General features: G+C 47.4%; 34 protein-coding genes and 1 pseudogene. 20 read left to right on the top strand and 15 right to left on the bottom strand.

The features are described 5' to 3' along the window. The first annotated feature begins 341 nt into the window (after positions 1 to 341). Complete coding sequence (locus tag RJ53_RS11940; RefSeq protein WP_211531525.1) at positions 342 to 593, top strand: type II toxin-antitoxin system RelE family toxin; 252 nt, start codon at positions 342 to 344, stop codon at positions 591 to 593. Positions 594 to 833: 240 nt separating this feature from the next. On the opposite strand, the gene RJ53_RS10215 is transcribed toward RJ53_RS11940, so the two are convergent. From RJ53_RS10215 to RJ53_RS10245, 6 genes are all read right to left on the bottom strand, one after another. Then, positions 834 to 1496 (bottom strand): B3/B4 domain-containing protein, encoded by a 663-nt coding sequence (locus RJ53_RS10215; RefSeq protein WP_211531526.1) that lies wholly within the window; start codon positions 1494 to 1496, stop codon positions 834 to 836. A gap of 16 nt (positions 1497 to 1512) precedes the next feature. Beyond that, complete coding sequence (locus RJ53_RS10220) at positions 1513 to 2880, bottom strand: B12-binding domain-containing radical SAM protein (protein WP_211531527.1); 1368 nt, start codon at positions 2878 to 2880, stop codon at positions 1513 to 1515. 153 nt (positions 2881 to 3033) lie between these two features. After that, positions 3034 to 3792 carry a flavodoxin family protein gene (locus tag RJ53_RS10225; protein WP_211531528.1) on the bottom strand — a complete coding sequence of 253 codons (759 nt, stop codon included), beginning with the start codon at positions 3790 to 3792 and terminating at the stop codon, positions 3034 to 3036. Positions 3793 to 3916: 124 nt separating this feature from the next. After that, positions 3917 to 5242: a pyridoxal phosphate-dependent aminotransferase gene (locus RJ53_RS10230; RefSeq protein WP_211531529.1), complete on the bottom strand. Its 1326-nt coding sequence runs from the start codon at positions 5240 to 5242 to the stop codon at positions 3917 to 3919. A gap of 136 nt (positions 5243 to 5378) precedes the next feature. After that, a complete protein-coding gene (locus tag RJ53_RS10235) occupies positions 5379 to 5936 on the bottom strand; it encodes an AAA family ATPase (protein ID WP_211531530.1) in 558 nt (185 codons plus the stop codon). A gap of 653 nt (positions 5937 to 6589) precedes the next feature. Next, positions 6590 to 6820 carry a hypothetical protein gene (locus RJ53_RS10245; RefSeq protein WP_211531531.1) on the bottom strand — a complete coding sequence of 77 codons (231 nt, stop codon included), beginning with the start codon at positions 6818 to 6820 and terminating at the stop codon, positions 6590 to 6592. A 538-nt stretch (positions 6821 to 7358) separates the two neighbouring features. On the opposite strand from RJ53_RS10245, the gene RJ53_RS10250 reads away from it, so the two are divergent. The 3 genes from RJ53_RS10250 to darG all read left to right on the top strand — a co-directional run bounded on the left by RJ53_RS10250 (position 7359) and on the right by darG (position 9477). Next, positions 7359 to 7634: a DUF433 domain-containing protein gene (locus RJ53_RS10250; protein ID WP_211531532.1), complete on the top strand. Its 276-nt coding sequence runs from the start codon at positions 7359 to 7361 to the stop codon at positions 7632 to 7634. A 102-nt stretch (positions 7635 to 7736) separates the two neighbouring features. After that, positions 7737 to 8339 (top strand): DUF4433 domain-containing protein, encoded by a 603-nt coding sequence (locus tag RJ53_RS10255; protein WP_211531533.1) that lies wholly within the window; start codon positions 7737 to 7739, stop codon positions 8337 to 8339. A 13-nt stretch (positions 8340 to 8352) separates the two neighbouring features. Then, positions 8353 to 9477 (top strand): type II toxin-antitoxin system antitoxin DNA ADP-ribosyl glycohydrolase DarG, encoded by a 1125-nt coding sequence (gene darG, locus RJ53_RS10260; RefSeq protein ID WP_211531534.1) that lies wholly within the window; start codon positions 8353 to 8355, stop codon positions 9475 to 9477. A gap of 61 nt (positions 9478 to 9538) precedes the next feature. Here darG and RJ53_RS10265 read toward each other — a convergent pair. Next, positions 9539 to 9844: pseudogene (locus RJ53_RS10265) on the bottom strand (HIT family protein); the annotation flags it as partial. Positions 9845 to 9948: 104 nt separating this feature from the next. On the opposite strand from RJ53_RS10265, the gene RJ53_RS10270 reads away from it, so the two are divergent. The 7 genes from RJ53_RS10270 (at position 9949) to RJ53_RS10300 (ending at position 14247) form a co-directional block, all read left to right on the top strand. Next, on the top strand, positions 9949 to 10206 hold the full coding sequence (locus tag RJ53_RS10270; protein WP_211531536.1) for a UPF0175 family protein: 258 nt from the start codon (positions 9949 to 9951) through the stop codon (positions 10204 to 10206). Between the two features lie 175 nt (positions 10207 to 10381). Next, positions 10382 to 10636 (top strand): type II toxin-antitoxin system HicB family antitoxin, encoded by a 255-nt coding sequence (locus tag RJ53_RS10275; RefSeq protein ID WP_211531537.1) that lies wholly within the window; start codon positions 10382 to 10384, stop codon positions 10634 to 10636. Between the two features lie 37 nt (positions 10637 to 10673). Continuing rightward, positions 10674 to 10901 carry a type II toxin-antitoxin system HicB family antitoxin gene (locus tag RJ53_RS10280; RefSeq protein ID WP_211531538.1) on the top strand — a complete coding sequence of 76 codons (228 nt, stop codon included), beginning with the start codon at positions 10674 to 10676 and terminating at the stop codon, positions 10899 to 10901. Positions 10902 to 11195: 294 nt separating this feature from the next. Next, positions 11196 to 11402 carry a hypothetical protein gene (locus RJ53_RS10285; protein WP_211531539.1) on the top strand — a complete coding sequence of 69 codons (207 nt, stop codon included), beginning with the start codon at positions 11196 to 11198 and terminating at the stop codon, positions 11400 to 11402. Positions 11403 to 11946: 544 nt separating this feature from the next. Then, positions 11947 to 12162 (top strand): hypothetical protein, encoded by a 216-nt coding sequence (locus tag RJ53_RS10290; RefSeq protein ID WP_211531540.1) that lies wholly within the window; start codon positions 11947 to 11949, stop codon positions 12160 to 12162. Between the two features lie 174 nt (positions 12163 to 12336). Beyond that, positions 12337 to 13647, top strand: coding sequence for a YncE family protein (locus RJ53_RS10295; protein ID WP_211531541.1), 1311 nt, complete (start codon positions 12337 to 12339; stop codon positions 13645 to 13647). A 396-nt stretch (positions 13648 to 14043) separates the two neighbouring features. After that, on the top strand, positions 14044 to 14247 hold the full coding sequence (locus RJ53_RS10300) for a hypothetical protein (RefSeq protein ID WP_211531542.1): 204 nt from the start codon (positions 14044 to 14046) through the stop codon (positions 14245 to 14247). 78 nt (positions 14248 to 14325) lie between these two features. Here the strand turns inward: RJ53_RS10300 and RJ53_RS10305 are convergent, their stop codons facing one another. Both RJ53_RS10305 and RJ53_RS10310 read right to left on the bottom strand, forming a co-directional pair. Continuing rightward, a complete protein-coding gene (locus tag RJ53_RS10305) occupies positions 14326 to 14664 on the bottom strand; it encodes a nucleotidyltransferase family protein (protein ID WP_246496091.1) in 339 nt (112 codons plus the stop codon). 23 nt (positions 14665 to 14687) lie between these two features. After that, positions 14688 to 14978, bottom strand: a complete 291-nt coding sequence (locus tag RJ53_RS10310) for a nucleotidyltransferase family protein (RefSeq protein ID WP_211531543.1) — start codon at positions 14976 to 14978, stop codon at positions 14688 to 14690. Between the two features lie 166 nt (positions 14979 to 15144). Between RJ53_RS10310 and RJ53_RS10315 the strand changes: the two genes are divergently transcribed. The 4 genes from RJ53_RS10315 (at position 15145) to RJ53_RS10330 (ending at position 16389) form a co-directional block, all read left to right on the top strand. Next, complete coding sequence (locus tag RJ53_RS10315; RefSeq protein ID WP_211531544.1) at positions 15145 to 15402, top strand: UPF0175 family protein; 258 nt, start codon at positions 15145 to 15147, stop codon at positions 15400 to 15402. Positions 15403 to 15526: 124 nt separating this feature from the next. Then, positions 15527 to 15751 carry a hypothetical protein gene (locus RJ53_RS10320; RefSeq protein WP_246496092.1) on the top strand — a complete coding sequence of 75 codons (225 nt, stop codon included), beginning with the start codon at positions 15527 to 15529 and terminating at the stop codon, positions 15749 to 15751. Further along, positions 15752 to 16021, top strand: a complete 270-nt coding sequence (locus RJ53_RS10325; RefSeq protein ID WP_211531545.1) for a hypothetical protein — start codon at positions 15752 to 15754, stop codon at positions 16019 to 16021. Between the two features lie 74 nt (positions 16022 to 16095). Next, positions 16096 to 16389 (top strand): type II toxin-antitoxin system HicB family antitoxin, encoded by a 294-nt coding sequence (locus tag RJ53_RS10330; RefSeq protein WP_211531546.1) that lies wholly within the window; start codon positions 16096 to 16098, stop codon positions 16387 to 16389. A gap of 126 nt (positions 16390 to 16515) precedes the next feature. Here the strand turns inward: RJ53_RS10330 and RJ53_RS10335 are convergent, their stop codons facing one another. The 3 genes from RJ53_RS10335 to RJ53_RS10345 form a co-directional block, all read right to left on the bottom strand. After that, positions 16516 to 16689, bottom strand: coding sequence for a hypothetical protein (locus RJ53_RS10335; RefSeq protein ID WP_211531547.1), 174 nt, complete (start codon positions 16687 to 16689; stop codon positions 16516 to 16518). Then, positions 16676 to 17239, bottom strand: a complete 564-nt coding sequence (locus tag RJ53_RS10340; protein WP_211531548.1) for a nucleotidyltransferase domain-containing protein — start codon at positions 17237 to 17239, stop codon at positions 16676 to 16678. The genes RJ53_RS10335 and RJ53_RS10340 overlap by 14 nt, the downstream gene beginning before the upstream one ends. A 109-nt stretch (positions 17240 to 17348) precedes the next feature. Continuing rightward, positions 17349 to 17492 carry an HIT family protein gene (locus tag RJ53_RS10345; RefSeq protein WP_343221885.1) on the bottom strand — a complete coding sequence of 48 codons (144 nt, stop codon included), beginning with the start codon at positions 17490 to 17492 and terminating at the stop codon, positions 17349 to 17351. Positions 17493 to 17514: 22 nt separating this feature from the next. On the opposite strand from RJ53_RS10345, the gene RJ53_RS10350 reads away from it, so the two are divergent. Beyond that, positions 17515 to 17772: a UPF0175 family protein gene (locus RJ53_RS10350; protein WP_211531550.1), complete on the top strand. Its 258-nt coding sequence runs from the start codon at positions 17515 to 17517 to the stop codon at positions 17770 to 17772. Continuing rightward, positions 17756 to 18262, top strand: a complete 507-nt coding sequence (locus RJ53_RS10355; RefSeq protein ID WP_211531551.1) for a DUF3368 domain-containing protein — start codon at positions 17756 to 17758, stop codon at positions 18260 to 18262. The genes RJ53_RS10350 and RJ53_RS10355 overlap by 17 nt, the downstream gene beginning before the upstream one ends. Before the next feature lie 83 nt (positions 18263 to 18345). On the opposite strand, the gene RJ53_RS10360 is transcribed toward RJ53_RS10355, so the two are convergent. Further along, entirely contained in the window at positions 18346 to 18840 is a 495-nt protein-coding gene (locus tag RJ53_RS10360; protein WP_343221886.1) for an HIT family protein, read from the bottom strand. 146 nt (positions 18841 to 18986) lie between these two features. Here RJ53_RS10360 and RJ53_RS10365 point away from each other — a divergent pair, with 146 nt between their 5' ends. Then, positions 18987 to 19235, top strand: coding sequence for a type II toxin-antitoxin system HicA family toxin (locus tag RJ53_RS10365; RefSeq protein WP_211531552.1), 249 nt, complete (start codon positions 18987 to 18989; stop codon positions 19233 to 19235). Between the two features lie 48 nt (positions 19236 to 19283). Here RJ53_RS10365 and RJ53_RS10370 read toward each other — a convergent pair whose 3' ends face one another. Beyond that, a complete protein-coding gene (locus RJ53_RS10370) occupies positions 19284 to 19610 on the bottom strand; it encodes an HIT family protein (protein WP_211531553.1) in 327 nt (108 codons plus the stop codon). Positions 19611 to 19775: 165 nt separating this feature from the next. Here RJ53_RS10370 and RJ53_RS10375 point away from each other — a divergent pair, with 165 nt between their 5' ends. Then, positions 19776 to 20024, top strand: coding sequence for a DUF433 domain-containing protein (locus tag RJ53_RS10375; RefSeq protein ID WP_211531554.1), 249 nt, complete (start codon positions 19776 to 19778; stop codon positions 20022 to 20024). Between the two features lie 41 nt (positions 20025 to 20065). Then, positions 20066 to 20374 carry a DUF5615 family PIN-like protein gene (locus RJ53_RS10380; RefSeq protein ID WP_246496094.1) on the top strand — a complete coding sequence of 103 codons (309 nt, stop codon included), beginning with the start codon at positions 20066 to 20068 and terminating at the stop codon, positions 20372 to 20374. 72 nt (positions 20375 to 20446) lie between these two features. Here RJ53_RS10380 and RJ53_RS10385 read toward each other — a convergent pair whose 3' ends face one another. Further along, positions 20447 to 20827: an HIT family protein gene (locus RJ53_RS10385; protein ID WP_211531569.1), complete on the bottom strand. Its 381-nt coding sequence runs from the start codon at positions 20825 to 20827 to the stop codon at positions 20447 to 20449. Positions 20828 to 20838: the final 11 nt, after the last annotated feature.

Below are 20838 nucleotides of genomic sequence, written 5' to 3' on the forward strand. Positions count from 1 at the left end.
GCCGTTTATTCTTATGATTATTTAACAAGAGCGGATGCAGTACCTTTTTTCATGTACGATTCTTTCTGAGAAGAGTACCTTTTCTCACGCCTTCCTGGTGATTGCCCTGAATAAAAGAAAAGAGGGGGTCGAAATTGGGGTTGTTGCAGTATTGGTGCAGAGAGCAGGGAGTGCGGTTGTCCCTGGCACTCTGGCAGATACTACTCTCTCCGCAGGGTATATAGCAGCATGCAGCGGAGGGTGAAAGTGAAGCGTACCATTCGAGAGATACTACAATATGCGAAAACTCCCGATCAAATAGATGGATATTTTATCATTGAATGAAAAAAATCTAAGAACGTATGTATCAAATCGTCATTAGAAGATCTGCTGAAGATACATTCAAGACGTTTGATAAGGAAATTCAGAGACGATTCTCAAAAAAGATCAGAAAATTATCTACACAACCAGATATTTATGGGAAGCCATTACGAGGATCTCTTCATGGAATTTGGGAGTTATATTTTGAGAGGAAATTTCGGATCCTTTATACCATTGAGTTTGAAAAAAAAGAGGTTATTATTGAAGCGATATGGCATAAAGATAATTTTTAGAGATCCAATTCTTGGGCGAGTTCCTCAAAACTTCTGCAGGGAGCATTTTTTCTTTTCCCTTCGTGTAACTGAGCCATTAGGTCTGCGTCAGATAAAATTTCAATAGTTCGCTTCATGGACTCATATTCCTCAATGGGTATAGTTATCCACTTGGATTTATCTGTGCCACATACTGCAGATGGGTTCATTGATAACAGTAGTTATTGCGAAGAGTACATACATAAGGATTTGGGTAGTCTTCTATCTCTCATTCTTCCTTGGCACTGATGCATATCTGTTCAGGTATCTGACGGCGATCTCATACGCCCTCGCCACCTTCCCACTTTCCACCTTCGGCACACCGCAGGCGACGAGATGGATCGCTTCCGTTGCGATTGTTATCTTTGTTGCATCCGAGTCACGGTAGGGATAGATGGCGATGATCGCCTCTGCATCGGTCAGGATGACCTGGTTCTCATTGAGGATGACCGGCTTTGTCATACCAATCCCGACGAACTCCTCCCCCTCCCCGGCAAATCGCATCGTCAGATCACCAGAGAGTCGCCCGGCATCGAAGGCGGCGATGGGGATGCCGGAGCGGGCCGATGCCAGGTTATAGGCATCGACGGCGGTGTTGATCGTTGGTAGTGTTTTTCCTGCGAGAATCCTCCGGACCAGAGCCTCGGATGCGGGTCGGGTCTTTGTGGGATCGACGCCCACGCTCCAGAAGAAGTCACGGTATGCCCGGAAGAGGGGTTCGTCTTTGATACGTTCAAGGGTGTACCGGGCCTGTATCTCATGTATGATCTCTTCCTTAAGGGATTCGAGGAGAGGGTCTTCTCTCTGAATAGCGAGCGGTTCGATTATTCCTTCCGTCACCCCGATACCGGGAAACGCGGTCTCTACACCTTTTTGTATATGCATTATCATCATCTCTGTATCACGGAGAGATCAGTACCTTCATCGCATGGAGAAATGGCCGCCCTTCCTTTGCAAGGGTATGTACAATATAAAGAGGCCTGAGATAAAACTCCCTGTATGCCATCTTCTGAAGGCTCCGTATCTCGTCCAGTGTCAGGGTCATCGTCTCCACAATGGGTGAGAAGAGATCAAAATTCGACCAATCCTGCTGCATACCCCCTGTATCCTCTGCGTGGTGAAAGAACTCTGTTCCCGGATATGGTGTGGCAACCGAGAAGAGGGCATAACTTGCCTGCAGACTTTTGGCCAGTGCAATACTCTTCTTCGCCGTCTCTTTCGTCTCTCCCGGGAGACCGATTGCAATTGAGGCGATTGTTCTCATTCGGCTCTCATACGCGGCACTGAAGACTTCGCTGATCTGATCGATCCGTGTCCCTTTTTTGATTCTGTCAAGGATCTCCTGATCGCCTGACTCCACCCCGATAAAAAGCGTCCTGCATCCGGCTCTCTTCATCAGCCGGATCAGATCGGCATCGATCCGATCCACTCTGGCGGTGCAGCCCCACTCGATATGCAGGTCTTCCCCGATGAGCAGGGTGCAGAACCTTTCCACCCATCCGGGGATCAATGTGAAGGTATCATCCATAAAGGCGATCCGTGAGATTCCGAGTGTCTCCTGAATATGCCGGATCTCCCCGATGACATCTTCGGGAGAGCGTTGCCGGATGGTTCTTCCATGGAGGGCGGATGATGCACAGAATGAGCACTGCATCGGGCAGCCCCGGCTGCAGAGCATGGTGGCAATCGGCAGGTGGCTATCGAAGATCCGGTAGTTCTCCTTTGGGAGGAGGTGGCGGGCAGGATAGGGGAGTCTGCCGAGGTCCTCGAGATGTGGCCTGTCGTCATTCTCGATGATCGTTCCATCTGAGCGGAAGACAAGCCCCCTGACCATACCTGGATCCCCCCCGGACCGGAGGGTCTGGAAGAGTTCGAAGAATGTATACTCCCCTTCCCCTTTGATGACAAAATCGACTGCACTCTTCTCCTTGAGGATCCCGGTGTGCATGAATGTGGCATGGGGTCCGCCGAGTACAACATACGAGCTTCCCGCATCTCTGACCGCCTCGGCAGACCGGAGCGCTTCAGAGATAAGCGGGGTGGTGGCGGTGATTCCGACGATGAATGGTTCTCTCCCCTGCACCCGCCTGATGATATCGGTATATGTACTATCCTCTGCAGCACAGTCCATCACCTCCACGGAGACCCCGTTCTCTTCGAGGACTGCAGCGATATAGAGGATACCAAGGGGTGGTATTCTGATGTTGAGGTACTTCTTGTACTTGGATTTCTGATCAGGGGGGTTGATCAGAAGCACATCAAGGGCCATCAGTGAGACTATTGCTCATTCTCTTTATATTAATTTGGGGATTAATATTGCGTCGGGGTCGATGGTTCCGGTTATGGAAAAAGTGGTGAGGTACGGGGTTTCCGGCTTTCCCTCCAGAAAAACCCCTGATTCAGGAGCCGGGGAACTCCCTTCCTATCTGTACTCAGGATTTGGATGATCGAACCTGCATCCGGCCGCCCATGCACTCCTCTGGTTGCCGTGTGCCGGGATGCCCCCCATATCCTTCAGTACCCGTGCCATATGCATCAGGTTCCACGTCATGAATGTGGTGTTGCGGTTCGTGAAGTCGTTCTCCGGACCTCCGGACCCGGGATCCAGGTATGATGGCCCTGGGCCGATCTCTCCAAGCCATGCAGCATCAGCTTGCGGCGGTATGACAAAGCCGAGGTGCTGGAGGGAGTAGAGGATCCCCATTCCGCAATGCTTCGCTCCATCCTCATTGCCGGTGATGAGGCAGCCGCCGGCCCGCCCGTAATACGCATACTGCCCATGCTCATTCAGTTCGCCGGACTGCCCATACAGCCTCTCGATCACCTTCTGGCAGATCGAGCTCTTCTCGCCGAGCCAGATCGGCGAACAGAGCACCAGGATGTTGGCGTCCATCACCTTCCGGAATAGTGGGGGCCAGTCATCCTTCTCCCACCCTTTCTCCCGCATATCCGGATAGACACCATAGGCGATCTCGTAATCGACCGCCCTGATCACCTCGACGGCAACCCGGTTCTTCTCCATGATCGCCTGGGAGACCCGGATCAACCCCTCGGTATGCGAGAGCTCCGGTGTCTTCTTCAGCGTGCAGTTGATGAAGAGCGCCTTCAGGTCAGAGAAGTCCCATCTGCTCTCTTCACAATCTTTCATCTGTTGCTCGTTGAGAACGGTTTCCTGCATCATCTCTCCTCCATAGATGGTCTGGTGGGGATTATATATTGGATGAGTTATTAAATGTTGGTCTCTCATTTCTGTCTGCACTGCATCTCTTGAGGATGAACGTTTCTGCCTGCATCCTCCCCTTGCTTCACTCATCCAGCTCTTCCACAAACCTTCGTAACGCCTCGACACCGTTGACCATGCGTGGGGCTGCATTCCTGACAAACTGCGAACATTCCTCCCGCGTCCGGGGCTTCGATGCTTTGTACAGATCCAGTGCCCGGGCGCCATCATAATCAACGAATGCAATCCGGGCTGAGAAGTTATCATCTGGCATCATGATCGCGTCCCCGCTCACCGTGGCAATATGGTGCGGATGTGCTATCAGGGCATTCTGAAGATCATTGGCAGTTTGTATCCCCTTCTTCCGGAGGGCCGGTTTCAGGCCATTCATATCCATGAGAAAGTAAAACGCTCCCTGAGGTATGGTGGTGGTTATTCCCTCGATCGAGGAGAATGCTTCTGCAAAATACTCTCCCATCATCTGGTGTATAGCCCGGGTCTCCTCGAAATACTGCTCGATGGCTGCATTGGAGGAGTATGCGGTGACGGCTGCATACTGGACCGGGGTGGTTATATTCGTGTACAGGGTTGCGGCCAGCTTGGAAAAATCCCTGAGCATCTTCTCTGAACATGTGGATGGGAGGATACATGCTCCGAACCTGTATCCGGCCGAAGAGCGATCCTTGGAGAGTCCCCCGGTCACAAAGGTACCTTCCGGATAGACCGTTCCCATGGAGACGAAGGATTTGATATCGTAGGTTGTAAGGGCATAGATCTCATCTGCCAGCACCAGCGTCCCCGTCCTCCGGCAGACCTCCGTGATCTCGTTTAGTTCCTCCAGTTGGTAGAGCCCCCCACTCGGGTTATGGGGATTGTTGAGGAGGAGGATATGCTGCCCGACAACAATATCCTCAAGCAGGGTCTCGAGATCACCCGGATCAATCTTGTAGCCGTTCACCGGTCGGGTGGGGAGGATATGGAACGGTTTTCCAAGGAACCGCAGCTGGGGGGCATACCCGATCCATGATGGCGAGGGGAGGATGACTGAACCGCTCACCATTGAAAAGATCATAAACATCAGTTCCTTGGATCCGTTTCCAACGATCACTCTCCCCGGATCTGTCACAATGCCGAAGTGTCGCCGGTAAAATTCAGCGATCGCTTCCCGGACCTCGAAAATCCCGGCTGCATCAACATAGTGGCCCTGCATGGCGTTGGCCACCAGGGCATCGGATATCGGTTCCGGGATGGGGAAGGGGGACTGGCCGAACGCAAATCCGTAAAACTCTGCATCGCATCCTTGTAATGAACACTTTTTTCGCTGTTCCCGGAGCATGAGTCCTATCCGGACATTTTCCGGCATGGTGATGGTATCCATCCTGGGATCAGCAAGAATATGTATCAGGGTCATCGTGGGCCTGGTTATATTGTTGGTTATATATAATGATATGGTGCAGTTTTCACGGTGGATCATGCTTAGTCCGGCCGGGGGAGCATCCCTGACCCTGGATACAATAACAGCAGACACCGGATCAGAGAGTCCGGGGTTAACTGGTGTCGTTTGGGGAGAGGGATCCGATCTCTCCTGATAGATTGGACCGAACCCTCAGATAGATCTCACTGGAGGGTAGATCCCGGGGAAAAACCATTCTTCTCGCGCAAAACTCTGGCACGGCACTCCATACTCTCTCCCAGGCAATCTCAATACCGGAATGGATTGCCGGAACTGAATAATCGATTGGAGCCCATACAAAAGGTGCCGGGATGACAATCTCCCGTTGTGAAGCCCTCTCGATACAGAGATCGTGGGGCATGTCAATCCATATGACTGAGACCGGCATTCCGGAACCGAGGAGTGCATCACGGACTTCATACAGATGAGGGCCTCCTCCTGAAAACTCCAGGATGCCCGGGGATGGATCGCGGCAGGCTATCAGGAAATGATGCCATGCAGCATCTTCACCATCAGTCGTGCCGTCAGAATACCTGGTTCGACAGTCATCAATGGAGGTGTATGCATAGCCCGTCTCGTGTGAGAGAGCCATTGCGAGTGTTGTCTTGCCGGTACCGAGTGTTCCGATGATGAGAATCTTCATCTTCTGCATTGTTCATGGCTCCAGGGACCCGTTCACCTGCATTTTACGCTCATTCCTTTGTACCTGCAATTTATAAATACAAGCACATTCGTTTCTGATCGCCTATACTGTCCGGCACGCGCCACTTGTTCCGTTTCGTCGGGCATTACTCTGATCAGGGACACGGTCGGCAGGGTTTGTGTCGCACCGGATGGATCAAGAAGACATTCTTGTGCTTATTGCTATAATTATATTGATATGCGCTTCTTTTTAAATTCTAACTTCTTATAGAGCCTTAAATAATTCTACAGGAGAATTTGGATACTATCTTGGGCGAAAAAAGGGATTTGTTCAGCGGTATCGTCTGTACCGCTTATGTGCCTGTTCAATTGTCATCAGATCCAGCACAAGAACGGTGTTGGCTTCTTTCAAAATCTTATAGATGATCGTGTATCGCCTTCCAATATGGATGCGATAAATATTTTTTGCGGGAAATAAACACTCACTGGAGGGTATAGACTCAGGTTTTTCAAGTTTTGTGATATGATCGAAGATCTCTCTCCGGAGATCTTTTGGAAACCGTAAGAGAGTTTTTATTACGCCCCTGTCAAGTTCAACATTCACATAAATCCCCTGGATTAAATCCTCTTATTTGAACAATCATTCGATGGATTGATGTAGAATTATGCTGTGTCATCCAGGTGAAGTTCATGCGCAGCATCTTTCAGGCTGATAAAATCACCTTTCTTTTCAATTTCTTCAAGATGCATCATAAAATCATATTCCTCTTTCAAAGCAATCATCTCCTCCAGAAGACTGGTGTACGTCTGACCCGGTCGCTTCAACTTAGATAACGACTCCCAGATCTCTGTTGTGACAGGAATTCTTTTGCTTGCAACTTCATTTGCTGACATGTATACCCCCTCTCATTGTAAACTTTTTATCACAGTTTTATCAAGATACTTCCATGACGTTTGTATTCTGTATGGATTTGTGCACCATAGTCACGGCGTGAATGCCTGTAAGCTCTTACAGTATTACTATTGGCAATAGGTATACTTGACTGTTCCTGTTCCAGCAGTATCTGGAATCAAAGAGGAATGATCGGGACAGTGAGCACATTTAGATCGTGAACATGTTTACATCATCGGTGACAATTGGGGTGTTTTTTATCCTGATACCGCTGGGGAGAAGGAAACCAGGATTGACACACCCAGCACTTCGGATCCTTCATATCCCCTTGATACCGTGGGGTCATGTGCAGATGGAGAGGAGGGCGGCCTTAGGCGAGGTTGTTTGTAAGGAGGAACTCTGATGAGGCGGTTGAGCCTTTTTCGGTCGCCACTTTTATGCATTTTGATCCCGCCATTGAAACATAAACCTAACCGGGTTGAATTGGGGATATCCCAAATACCAAAAAAGATATGCTCTTGCCAATTCCTATCATCAATTATGGAAAAAGATTCAAGGATCATTCTTGATGCTTCGGTTCTTGCAGGTAAACCAATTATTCGGGGGACATGGATCTCGGTCGATCTGGTTCTTGACCTTCTTGCATCGGGCTGGGATGAATCCTCAGTATTAGCGGAATATCCAGGACTGGCCCGGGAGGATATCCTCGCATGCATCAGGTATGCACAGGAGGTTGTGGCCTCAGAACGGGTTTACTGCGCAGATCAAAGAGGCAGGACTCCGAGTGAACCTCCATCGATCCCTGGTATTGAATGATAATGAGAGTAGGGCAGGAATAATTAGCTATCAACGAAAACATTGTTTGCCTCAGAGAATGAGTGATGAATATTGATTATAATACATCATAGGAGTTAATCTATGTCTTTCTATATTTCCTATTTATACTATATTGCCCCAATAGAAAACCTCTCTTCAATTTTCAGACATGGAATTCTTTCACACCGAAAGGCATCGCGGATTAACCATATTTCAATAGCTAATGATCAAGTTCAAAACCGAAGGGAAAATAAAAAAGTTCCTGGTGGCTTGTTGCTGCACGAATATGTTAACTTATATATAAATGCACGCAACCCGATGCTCTATGAGCGCATGAGAAATAGCTCTGAGAAACTGTGTATTCTACTCATTGATGGTGCTGTGCTCACATCTTCTGGCGTTGTCATTGCCGATCGAAATGCGGCGAGTGATTACGTTACCTTCTTATCTCCAACTGAAGCTGAGCACAAACTTGATATTGATAAAATATGTGCACGATATTGGACTCATCCAGATAACCAATTTGAAGAGTGGGAACATAAGAGTCTTATGTGTGCAGAAGTATTAGTACCCCATAATGTGGCTCCTGAGAATATCATCAGAGTCTTCGTACCGAGTAGTGACTTAAAGGAGTTTGTGATAACCATGGGATTTGATCGGGAGATTATTATTAACCCAGATCTCTTCTTCCATATGGGGCAGTGAAGAGATGGTGAAAATGATTAAGATAAGATGCGGGGATATTTTTGAAAGCCAGGCTCAAACATTAGTTAATACAGTAAATTGTGTTGGTGTTATGGGAAAAGGTATCGCTCTGCTCTTTAAAAGACGATATCCATATATGTTTCAGGATTATGTTCGAAGATGTAAGAATAATCTTGTGCAACCTGGTATACCATATCATTATACGGATGCTTTTGGGAACTCAATCGTAAATTTTCCGACGAAGAACCATTGGCGATCTCCATCATATATTGAGGATATTATCAAGGGCCTCGATTTTTTCGTTACCCACTATAAGGAATGGGGAATAGAATCTGTTGCTTTCCCGCCATTGGGTTGTGGGAATGGGGGTCAGGAATGGCGAATTGTCGGGAGAATAATGTACGAAAAACTATCGAAAATTGATATTCCTGTTGAGATCTATGCACCATTTGGAACTCCAAAAGAGGAATTAAGCGAAGAGTTTCTTTCACAAAAAGTACTCCTGGACGACTACAATCAGCTAAACCTCCATAATAACGAATTAACTCCTGATAAACTAGCTGTTCTTGAGGTTCTGAACCGATTAGAAAAACAAACCCACGCCTTAAAAGTTGGCAGAGTGCTTTTTCAAAAAATATGTTTTATTATTACCGAATCAGGATTAAAAACAGGATTTAACTTCCAAAAAGGCTACTATGGGCCATATTCGTCGAAAGATGTCAATCAAATGATTTTGATTTTTGCGAATAATAACCTGATTGCCGAACATCAACTTGGTAACATGATCGTTATTTCAACAGGTCCTGAGTATGATAAAATTCGAAGTAAATACTTGAAGCAATTGACAGAGCTTGAACCATATATTGAGAAGACAGTTGATCTGTTTAGCAGGATAAAAAATACTGAACAAGCAGAGGAAGTGACGACAGTCTATTATGCATATAAGGAATTGGAAGATCGAAAAACAGGCCATTCTGTATCTGAACAAGAGTTATTTGACTACATCCTGACCTGGAAAAAGAAATGGTCGAATGCAGAAAAACGACAACGGCTTGCTTCCGCAATTCGCAATCTTGCAATTATGAAATGGATACAAGTTACATTCAGCAACTCATTGCCAACGGGTAATATCATATAAATTATATCATTTTATTTTATGATGCCCTCAATCACCTCCCCTCAATAATCTCTCTCAATGATCAATACCCCCTCTTCCCCGGAATAACCCCTCTCACCCCGCCTTTCGGATCCTCCATATCCCCGACATATCGCGGAATCACATGGACATGTAGGTGCATGACGCTCTGGCCGGCCGCCGCCCCGATGTTCACCCCGATATTATAGCCGTCGGGGGCATACCGCTCATCCAGCAACCGACGGGCATCATGGACGAGGGACAACAGGGCGGCCTGCTCGTCTCCGGTTGCGTCAAAGAATGAGGCCACGTGCCGGAAGGGGATGAGGAGGAGGTGGCCGGGGCTCACCGGGTAGAGGTCGCATCGGGCGAACGTATGATCCTGTTATTGCATGTATACAATTCCTTGGGGAATGGCCGGCATCCGTTAGTATTATACGGTTTCTATACAATTCTTATCAACGAGAAAGAGATATGTCTGAGATAACTATCACTATCCCCCCGGAGATTGTTTCTGCACTTCGCCTTCCCCCAGATGGAGTAGAGTCTGCCCTCCATCAGGAACTTGCCCTTGCTCTCTATATGAGAGGGATACTCTCCTCAGGAAAGGCTGCTGCACTTGCTGGTCTGAAACGCTGGCAATGGGAAGAACTTCTCGTGGTACGTAAGGTCCCGCCTCATTATATAGAAGAAGATCTCCACGTGGATATCTCCTATGGTTCGAGCGATTAGTAATTCATCACCTCTCATTCAATACATAACATCCAGTTTTGAACGTGTCAGCCGTCTTAACCCGTCCCGGACGGGTGTCATCCAGACCTTCAGTAACCTTTTTAACTATATCGAAGAATGAAAAGTGAACGGCTCTGGATGAAGTAATCTGGATCAATTGGGAAATGCGATTATTATGATCCTGGAATATATTGAAAAAAACCTGTCACATGCACGATATGAAATAATCGAGGATGATGAACCCTATTACGGGGAAGTACCTGAACTGGCTGGAGTGTATGCAACCGGAAAGACCCTTGAAGAGTGCCGGAAAAATCTCAGGGAAGTAATAGAGGGATGGATCATTGTCCGTCTCCGTCGTGGCCTCCTGATTCCACCGATTGATAAATGTATAATTGAACGCATCTCTAAGAAAAGCAGGCCTCACTGAGGAAGAATTTCGGGATATATTATAAAGGGTGTTTACAATGGATTTTACCGTTATCATTCACAGCGCTGAAGAGGGAGGGTTCTGGGTAGAAGTCCCAACGCTACCGGGGTGCTTCTCACAGGGGGAAACCTTTGAAGAGATAATGGAGAATATTCACGAAGCAATAGAACTTCATCTGGAGGGATTACGCGAGGATGGATCTGAGCTTCCCCGAGAGGGTGATCTGATCATTGGAAGATTACGTATTGATGATATGACCGGGTAACAAGAGGCAGGCCATGATCCTCTCTTCGCCTGTAACAGTACGAGTGACCGTTTCCAATCTCGCCCTCCAGCTCTTTCCTTCCAGCTCCTTCTTCAAACCAGATGTTTCTGATGCTACACAAAGGTGGCTGTTTGATCCTCTGGCCGGCCGCCGTCCCGATGTTCACGCCGATATTGTAGCCGTCGGGGGAAGCTTAACTTCGTATAAGGATAATGAGCTTATACTGTATCCCGAATGAACCCTGATTTTTCAATTCGTGTCAAAATAAGCTCATATGGCTCATGGAGGTGTCTGATGAAGAAAACTATCAGTGAGATTCGGAAAGAGGGGATTTGCGCACTGAGCAAAGCTCTTGGACCTGTTGATATGGCTCGCTTTATTCAGAGCTATGAGTCTGGAAGTGGGGATTACCCAAAAGAGCGGCATGAGTGGCTTCCTGACGATACTGAAGCTTTGAATCAACGATTGCTTGAGAGAGAAAAACAGAGGAAGAAGGTCTAAACCCTAAATCTCGGTTTTATTTGGAACCCTGTAGATTTTTAGAACGATGTCATTACTGGCACGTGGAGATTCGCTTGGTTCTCTTGCATCAACTCAGGCTGCAACTCAGGCCGTAACTCGGGCCGTGCTTCTTTACTTGTTCGGCTACTTGTACGGTTACTTGTACGGTTACTTGTACGGTTACTTGTTCAATACTCTTCGATTGACTCCCTTTGAGCGTATACCCTGTCCTTAACAGACTAAGATAGAATGGGGTATCCGTCTCCTTGAGGTCTTATAATCGGTTGAATGTCAGGATGAGGGTATGTGTCTCAACTCCCCCTCCCTCAGAGATTGCCTTCTCCATCCTTGCCGCCATCATCTCGAGATCGGCGAATACACATCTTCGGGCACGAGAAGATAGAGATCACGATCGCTCTTCGGAAAAAATGTTTCCACTTCAGAAACTGATTGTTTCTGATTCGTGAACACATGGGCACACATTGGCATGGAGAGATGATACTTTCTTCATGATGGAATACACAATCTAATTCTGTTGAAGGCAATGCACACTGAAAAGGAAATCCTATTCATTGCCTGGGAATCACCGGAGGGAGGGTATGAGGCTCACTCGCCTGGCCACTCTATCTTTACCCAGGCCGATGATTTCGAAGAACTGAGAGCAATGGTCCATGATGCCGTTTCCTGCCATTTTGAGGAGGATGAACGGCCAAGCATTATCAGGCTCCACCTGGTTAAGGATGAATTAATTGTCGTATGAAAATCCCTCGAAATATCAGTGGCACTGAATTGATACGCATTTTAATTTAATAAATATGTGCAAATATAAAAAATACGCTAAATCTATTTGAAATCTGATATTGTAGAGTTATTAAATTTTTCATATAAACATCAAATCGATATATTATTCGTGTAATAGTGCAATTATACAATTATGTCTATGATGAAAAAGATGTTTATCATCCTATTAATTTTCATCTCAATGAATGTGCTTGTTCCTTCTGTATTCGCAAATGAAGCGGAATGGGAAACCAATCGAATTAATGCTGTTTTTGATTTGGTCGAATCATCCTTTGACACCTGGTATATTATAGGGGCTGGTGGATGGTTGCAGGAACGTGATTTGAGTGGTAATTTAATTAAAGAAGTTCATTTTGAAGGGTCAAAACTGACGGGTTTTTCTCTCTCTCCATTAGGAGATTATTATACTGTCCTTGCGGGTAATCGATTGAGCCAGTATGATTCCAAACACAACAGAATCTGGCAAAAATTTATTGTTGTTGATGCGGGCTCTGGAGAGGGTTACAGGATTGTAAGTGGCGATCACTATTCTGTTGTCGGTGGTGATATAGGGGGTCAGCCACATATTTTTATTCTTGATTTTGGAGGAGATATTTTCGAGTATTATCTTACTTCAGCAAAATTTGCGGATGCCAGATTTAGTGGTGATGGTAGGACTATGATGATTGCAGCCGGAGATATTGCAAGGATAGATGAAGGTGGTCGTGTTTTAATGACGTATGAGGCCCCGTACATCACACATAGAGATTTTATTGCTTTCCCACCAAATATGCGAGAAATTATCTGGTCTGATCCTCGAACAGGAGAAATCAAAAATAATGTTTTAGGTTCTAATGCAGAGAAACTAACTGAAAAATGGAAATATAGGGTGGGAAGCACACCTGTAATCTCTTATGATCATGAGAATATCCTGATCAAAGCGACTCCTGATTGTAACTACATTGTTGGTGCCTATCAGGATAATTCAATTCGTGTGATTGATCAGCGAGGGGATTTAGTCTGGAAAACAGATTTATCAAGTGCTATCTCCGATCTTGATATTACTGATGATGGTTCATACGTCCTCGTTTCTACTCTCGATAAAATATCTGTTTTTGATAAAAATGGAGCGGAGATAGGATCGATACAAACAGCTGGAAGGGCCATGCCTGTGAGGATATCTTCAGATGGGGCTTCGTTTGTATATTATGCTGATAATAAGGTGTATGGCCAAACCGTAGCTTCATTAAAAACCCCGACTCCTCCATCTGCTACCCTGAATATTGAAAGTGCCCCTGAATCAGTAACGCCGATTGAAGAGCCTACTTTAATAGAGACGCAGCCTGAACAATCATCTGTTGCTGATCCAACCCCCTCTCAACAGACTCCTTTGAGTCCTGTTATTGCTATAACTTCAGTATTATCTCTTGCTTTACTCATGAGATCTGCAAGGCGGATCCCATAAAAAACTCACCTTTTTTTGATGTATTCATTGGAACTATATTCCAGAATACCATTTAACTATCGTTACATATTCCCCGATTAACGTCGATTATAACCTATCAATTCAGAAAAGGGGGTTTTGCCTTCACCTTCACCTAAATGGATTGAGTCTCCCCCTCATCTCCTCCATTCATGCAAACACACACATCCTGTTGCCGGGCGTAGGAGAGATCGTTTGCGAGGAGGATGTCGGAGGGGTCGGGGTTGCAGAAGGGGCAGGTTGGGTGGATCACTTTTCGATGGGCCGAGTGGATCAAAATTACATGAGCGAAAACAATAGCAGGGAGGTATCTTATAATCTGCCAAGAGAGATATTCACCACGGGGATTTGTTTGTGATACATGCCATACGGAAAAAGGTGAAAATCGAATCTGATGGACTTATTCAGATCTATGTTCCTGAATTTGAATCCGGAACTATTGCCGATGTGATAGTGCTTGCGCAATCAGATACGAGAAAGAAACGATCATTCACAAGCATTATTGGCAAAGGACAAGGATGTTTTGCACGTGCAGAGGAGGCTAACGCCTTTATCCGAAAAGAGCGCGAATCATGGGATTAATCGATGAGATAGCCGATGATTATTTTTGCCAGCCTGCTTGATCCCCTAACACACAATCGATCCTGACTTCTCCTCTCCTTAATTCCTCTCATCACACCATACAACCTCCTTTTCGACAGTATGCCGGATATATTTGCTTAATCCCTGTTCGGTGACAAGGTCTACATTGCGGCCAAGGAGATCTTCAAGAAAATAGACTAACTCCATGAAGTTAAGAAAGGTTGTTTCTCCAGGTGCAAACTCAACCAGCAGATCGATATCACTGTCCGGGCGATCTTCTCCCCGGATCACCGAGCCGAAGCATCCGATTCTGGCAACACCAAAACGCTTCTTAAGATGGGGAAGAACTGCTTCAAGCTGACGGATCATGGGATCGTTCTTTTGCCGGTTTCCCAGCATCTCTCTGTTCGCTTCCATTGACATTATACCCGGATCATCGTTCATAACGGAACAGCTTCCTGAAGAATCCGGTCACGGACAGCCCAGTGGAGTCCCTTCTCGCTCAGAACATCCACCTTGCGTCCAAGGAGATCCTCAAGATCATGGATGAGTGCACTATGATCAAGGAGGCTTGTTCCTGGTTTAAATTCGACGAGGATATCAAGATCACTTTCCGGGGTCTCTTCTCCCAGGATTACCGAGCCGAAGAGCCGGATATTCACTGCTCCTCGTGCTGCTGCCAGTCGCCGGATCGCCTCCTTCTGCCTTACTACCTCGTCATAAAGGCTCATTGTATCGACTTGATCCTGATATTGTCGGGCGGAATGATAATCATATTGCCATGTTGCCAGGGGAGATCCGTTCTTGATCTGGCGCCAACGGAACGGATAGCATCCGTTAGTAATATAAGGCTTCTATCCAATTCATATCCCCCAATTCTCATCAACGAGGAGAGATATGCCTGATAAAACGATCACCATCCCTCAAGAGATCGTTTCTGCACTTCGCCTTCCCCCAGATGGAGTAGAGTCTGCCCTACACCAGGAACTTGCTATTGCTCTCTATATGAGAGGGATACTCTCTTCAGGAAAGGCTGCCACACTTGCCGGTCTGAAACGCTGGCAATGGGAGGAGCTTCTCGGGGTACGGAAGGTTCCGCGTCATTATACAGAAGAAGATCTCCACGTGGATATCGCCTATGGTTCGAGCGAGTAGTAAATGCTCCCCCGGTGGTGAAGATACTCTCGCGACAGGTGTGACAGCATTCTTATAATCTGCGGTTGACATAGTACATAGTGTCCATATGTATCATATGGTGCATATATCAAAAGTGATTCACATGGTTAGCCAAAGTACCTATAAGCGGATCCCTGTCTCTCCATCTACTTGGGAGAAGCTCTCCCTCATCAAAAAGCCGGGTGAAACATTCGACCAGCTCATCTTAGATCTGGTTGCAGAACGGGAGAAGCGGGATATTATCAGGCATGCCATGCATGTCAGTGAGGAAGGAGAGTACGTCTCTCTGGATGAAGCCCGGGAAGCCTGGGGCTTGAATGAGGATTGAATGAGAATTGAAATCGAACGTGCGGTCTGTGAGTATGTCCTCGGGCTTCCTCTCAAAAGCAGGCGTATCATCCTCCGCCATCTTCGCACACTTGAAGCTCTGGGTTCCCTCACTGGTGCCTCCGGCATTGAGCGGCTGGGTGGCGACATATATAGAATGCATGTCAGCCGCACGTACACTATCATCTTTCGCATCTGCCCGGATCAGAGTCGCATCCGGGTGGTCGAGATTCTCCCTATAGATCTCGCACATAAACGTTATTTTCGGTAGATGAGCGGGTAGATGCGTGAAGAGTTCGGTCAGGAGTATGTCAATTATTATTTCAATCAGAGGATGACAGATCCATGAAGAGTGCCATGATTCTGGAATATCGTGAAAAAGCCCTGTTACACGCACGATATGAGATCATTGATGATGAAGAGTCTTATTACGGGGAGGTTCCGGGACTGGCCGGGGTGTATGCAACCGGCAGGAGTCTCGAAGAGTGCCGGGAAAACTTAAAGCATGTAATTGAGGGATGGATACTGGTCAGAAGAGAGCAAAATCTGGCTGTTGTAAGTATCTTCAGAAAAGCCGGTTTCATTGAGGAAGAGAACAACAGGGGATTGTTTTCGCCGATTTTTTTAATTAATCAGTGAGTATTTGATTAATCCTGTTAACGAACCGCTCAGCATAGAGAATCGCTGCACTTACCTCCGTATCTGCCGGAGCAGGAGCAAAAGAATACTGGTTGTCATGTCTCTGTGTTCGCATTCTCCCAAACATCAATACCCCATGTACGCCCCCGACCTACTCATTCTGTTTGCACCAACTCCTATCACCAAACGTGCTTCATCCAGATATGCTGATGCAAGCATAAGCGATTCTCTTGCCTTTTCCGGTGATGGCCTGACTTTCCTGAGAAGTTTCTCCTTGTAGCAATCTTCAATACTCTTCAATTGATTCACCTTTGAGTGTATACCCTGTACGTACCAGACTACGATAGAACGGGGTATCCGTCTCCTTGAGGTCTGATAATCGGTTGGATGTCAGGATGAGGATATGTGTCTCAACTCCCACGTCCTCAGAGATTGCCTTCTCCATCCTTGCCGCCATCATCTCGAGATCCGGTGCATATTCGGGTACGAGAAGATAGAGATCAAGATCACTCCCTGGTCGGTTTCTCCCTTCTGCAAAGCTCCCATACACACCAATCCCTTCTACACGTTCGGGAAGTCCGGCTGGAATTACCTGCATGAGATGATGTATGTTGAGCAATCGCTTCATTGCAAGGCTGATAGGATTCTCAATCCAGCGATATATCCTGCCCTCTTTGGTGCAGAGCCCTCCCTCAACGAGAAGATGCATATACCGGGAGACGAGGGCTTTTGAGACGCTGAGTGCCTGTACTATCTCTGTTGCGTTGACTTCCTGCCGGGTGGATACATATCTGAGTATGCGTATCCGCTCCCCGGTTTTGAAAAGATCAGATAGTATTGTTTCTTCCATTTGTTTCTGCTCTGCGAACAATATGTTTCCATTTCAGAAACAAATAGTTTCCGCTTCGGGAACATATGGCAGGATACGGGAGTACATCTGTTCTTTTGTTTCCGGTGTATCAATACCCCCTCTTCCCCGGGATCACCCCTCTGACCCCGCCCTTCGGCTCCTCCATATCTCTTTGATACCGTGGAATCACATGCAGATGGAGATGCATCACGCTCTGGCCGGCATCCGTTAGTATTATACGGTTTCTATACAATTCTTATCCACGAGGAAGATGTATGTCTGACATAACTATCACCATCCCTCAAGAGATTGTTTCTGCACTTCGCCTTCCCCCGGATGGAGTAGAGTCTGCCCTACACCAGGAACTTGCCCTTGCTCTCTATATGAGAGGGATACTCTCTTCAGGAAAGGCTGCCACACTTGCCGGTCTGAAACGCTGGCAATGGGAGGAGCTTCTCGGAGTACGGAAGGTTCCGCGTCATTATACAGAAGAAGATCTCCACGTGGATATCGCCTATGGTTCGAGCGATTAGTAACTCATCACCTCTCATTCATCTTTCGTTGATTGGCCGAATAGGTCTTCTTCGCCGTTATTCTTCAGTTATTATACCTCCTGCCGTCTGGGATGAAGTCGTAGAAGACGGGGATGATCGACCTGGTGTTGCAGAGATTCGCCTCTTCCGTAAAGAAGGCTGGCTATCTGTGATCCAACCTAAAAATACAGCTCTTCTCCATCTTCTTGAAAATGATCTTCATCGAGGTGAAGCGGAAAGCATCGCTTTGGCACTTGAAATTGAGCATGATATAATTCTTCTTGACGAGAGTGAGGCACGACGTGTTGCCGGATCATATAATCTGGCTTTCACAGGAATTATTGGACTTTTGATAAAGGCAAAAAGGGAAGGCTCTATCTCTTCATTAGAAGATGAGATGAGGCGATTACGGACGAACGGTCATTTTTGGATTCGAGAAGATCTCTACAATTATGTGATAGAGTCTGAGAAGAAGATGGACGATGGGTAATATGTTCCACGTTCTCTGACTCCACTTTCTTTGTCTGGCTTATAGAGGGGTTTTTCCGTCCATTAAAAACCGATCCACTCTTCTCAATACCCCCTCCTCCCCGGGATCACCCCTCTCACCCCGCCTTTCGGATCCTCCATATCCCCGACATATCGCGGAATCACATGGACATGTAGGTGCATGACGCTCTGGCCGGCCGCCGCCCCGATGTTCACCCCGATGTTATAGCCGTCGGGGGCATATCGCTCATCGAGCAGCCGACGGGCATCATGGACGAGGGACAACAGGGCGGCCTGCTCAGCCTCGGTTGCCTCGAAGAATGAGGCCACGTGCCGGAAGGGGATGAGGAGAAGGTGGCCGGGGCTCACCGGGTAGAGGTCGAACCGGGCGTAGGCGAGGTCATTTGCGAGGAGGATTGCGGAGGGGGCCGGGGTCGCAGAAGGGGCAGGTGTGGAGATGGAGAGGTGATACTTTCTTAACGATGGAATACAGACTATAACTTGTTGAAGGCAATGTACAGAGAAAAGGAAATCATATTCATTGTCGAGGAATCCCCGGAGGGAGGGTATGAGGCTCACTCACTTGGCCACTCTATCTTTACTCAGGCCGACAATTACGAAGAATTGAAGGCAATGGTTCATGATGCCGTATCCTGCCATTTTGAGGAGGATGAACGACCCCGTATTATCAGGCTCCATCAGGTTAAGGATGAGTTAATTGTTGTATGAAAACCCCCCGGAATGTCAGTGGCACTGAATTAATACAGCTGCTTTCTGTAAAAGGGTACAGGCTTGTTCACCAGACAGGGAGTCATGCAAAACTCAAAATGATAGCGAATGGAAAACCTCACACAATTACCGTTCCACTTCATGATCCGATACATATTGGAACGTTTCGAAAAATACTCAAAGACGTCGCTGATCATTTGCAGATTCCAATCAGCAAACTTGTAGAGGAACTTTTTTATCCTTGAAGATGTGCATGGCTGGATCTCCATGCTCCCTCATATCTCCTCCTCCTCTCAATACCCCCTCTTCCCCGGAATAACCCCCCGGACCCCGCCCTTCGGCTCCTCCATATCCCCCTGATACCGTGGAATCACATGGACATGCAGGTGCATCACGCTCTGGCCGGCCGCCGCCCCGATGTTCACGCCGATATTGTAGCCGTCGGGGGCATACTGCTCATCCAACAGCCGACGGGCATCATGGACGAGGGAGAGGAGGGCGGCCTGCTCAGCCTCGGTTGCCTCGAAGAATGAGGCCACGTGCCGGAAGGGGATGAGGAGAAGGTGGCCGGGGCTCACCGGGTAGAGGTCGAACCGGGCGTAGGCGAGAAAAGTTTGCAAGGAGGATTGCGGAGGGGGCGGTGGTGTGTGGGCATGTTTACACCGCCATTGGCATGTATTTTGATCCCATCATTGGAACAGAGATATAACCCAATTGAAAAAGGGTAGACTGAGAGATTCCGGGAAGCAAAATACATATACTCTCGCTAACACCTATGATATACTATGGAAAAGGATTCAAGGATCATCCTTGATGCTTCAGTTCTTGCAGGCAAACCAATTATTCGGGGGACACGGATCTCGGTGGATCTGGTTCTTGACCTTCTTGCTTCGGGGTGGGATGACTCTCAAATAGTAGAAGAATATCCTGGATTATCTCGTGAAGATATTCTCGCATGCATCAGATATGCACAGGAAATCGTCCGCTCAGAACGGGTTTACTCCACAGATCCCAGAGGAAAGATCACTGGATGAAAATTCTGGCCGATGAAAATGTACCCTTTTCGGTCATAAGAATGATCGAGCAAAGAGGGTATGATATCCGATGGATACGTAAGGATGCGCCAGGTGTCTCTGACATTGAGGTTATGCAGCTTGCATATCGGGATAACCGTGTTATTCTAACATTTGATCACGATTTTGGAGAACTTGCAGTTAAGGATACGGCTTATCCTTCGGTTGGAATTATTTTGTTACGTCTTCACCAGATGACACCAGGTGATATGGCAGAGTATATCACGAATATCATCTGCTCACGTGATGACTGGGAAGGTCATTTTTCTGTTCTGGAATATGACAGGATCAGGATGAGAAGTCTCCATTAATAAGGTTACACAATAGCAATAGTCAGATATCAGAGGGATTTTTAGCCCATCACAACCTGTTATATTTTCCTCTCAATACCCCCTCTTCCCCGGGATCACCCCTCTCACCCCGCCCTTCGGATCATCCATATCCCCAACATACCGCGGAATCACATGCAGATGGAGGTGCATCACGCTCTGGCCGGCCGCCGCCCCGATGTTCACGCCGATATTGTAGCCGTCGGGGGCATACCGCTCATCGAGCAGCCGACGGGCATCATGGACGAGGGAGAGGAGGGCGGCCTGCTCGGCTTCGGTTGCTTCGAAGAAGGAGGCCACGTGCCGGAAGGGGATGAGGAGGAGGTGGCCGGGGCTGACCGGGTAGCGGTCGAACCGGGCGTAGGCGAGGTCGTTTGCGAGGACGATTGAGGAGGGGCCGGGGGTGCAGAAGGGGCAGGTATGGGGTTGGTAAATGCCTTATTTAT

Origin of the sequence: Methanocalculus chunghsingensis (assembly GCF_018132105.1) — an archaeon.
GTDB classification, from domain to species: domain Archaea; phylum Halobacteriota; class Methanomicrobia; order Methanomicrobiales; family Methanocorpusculaceae; genus Methanocalculus; species Methanocalculus chunghsingensis.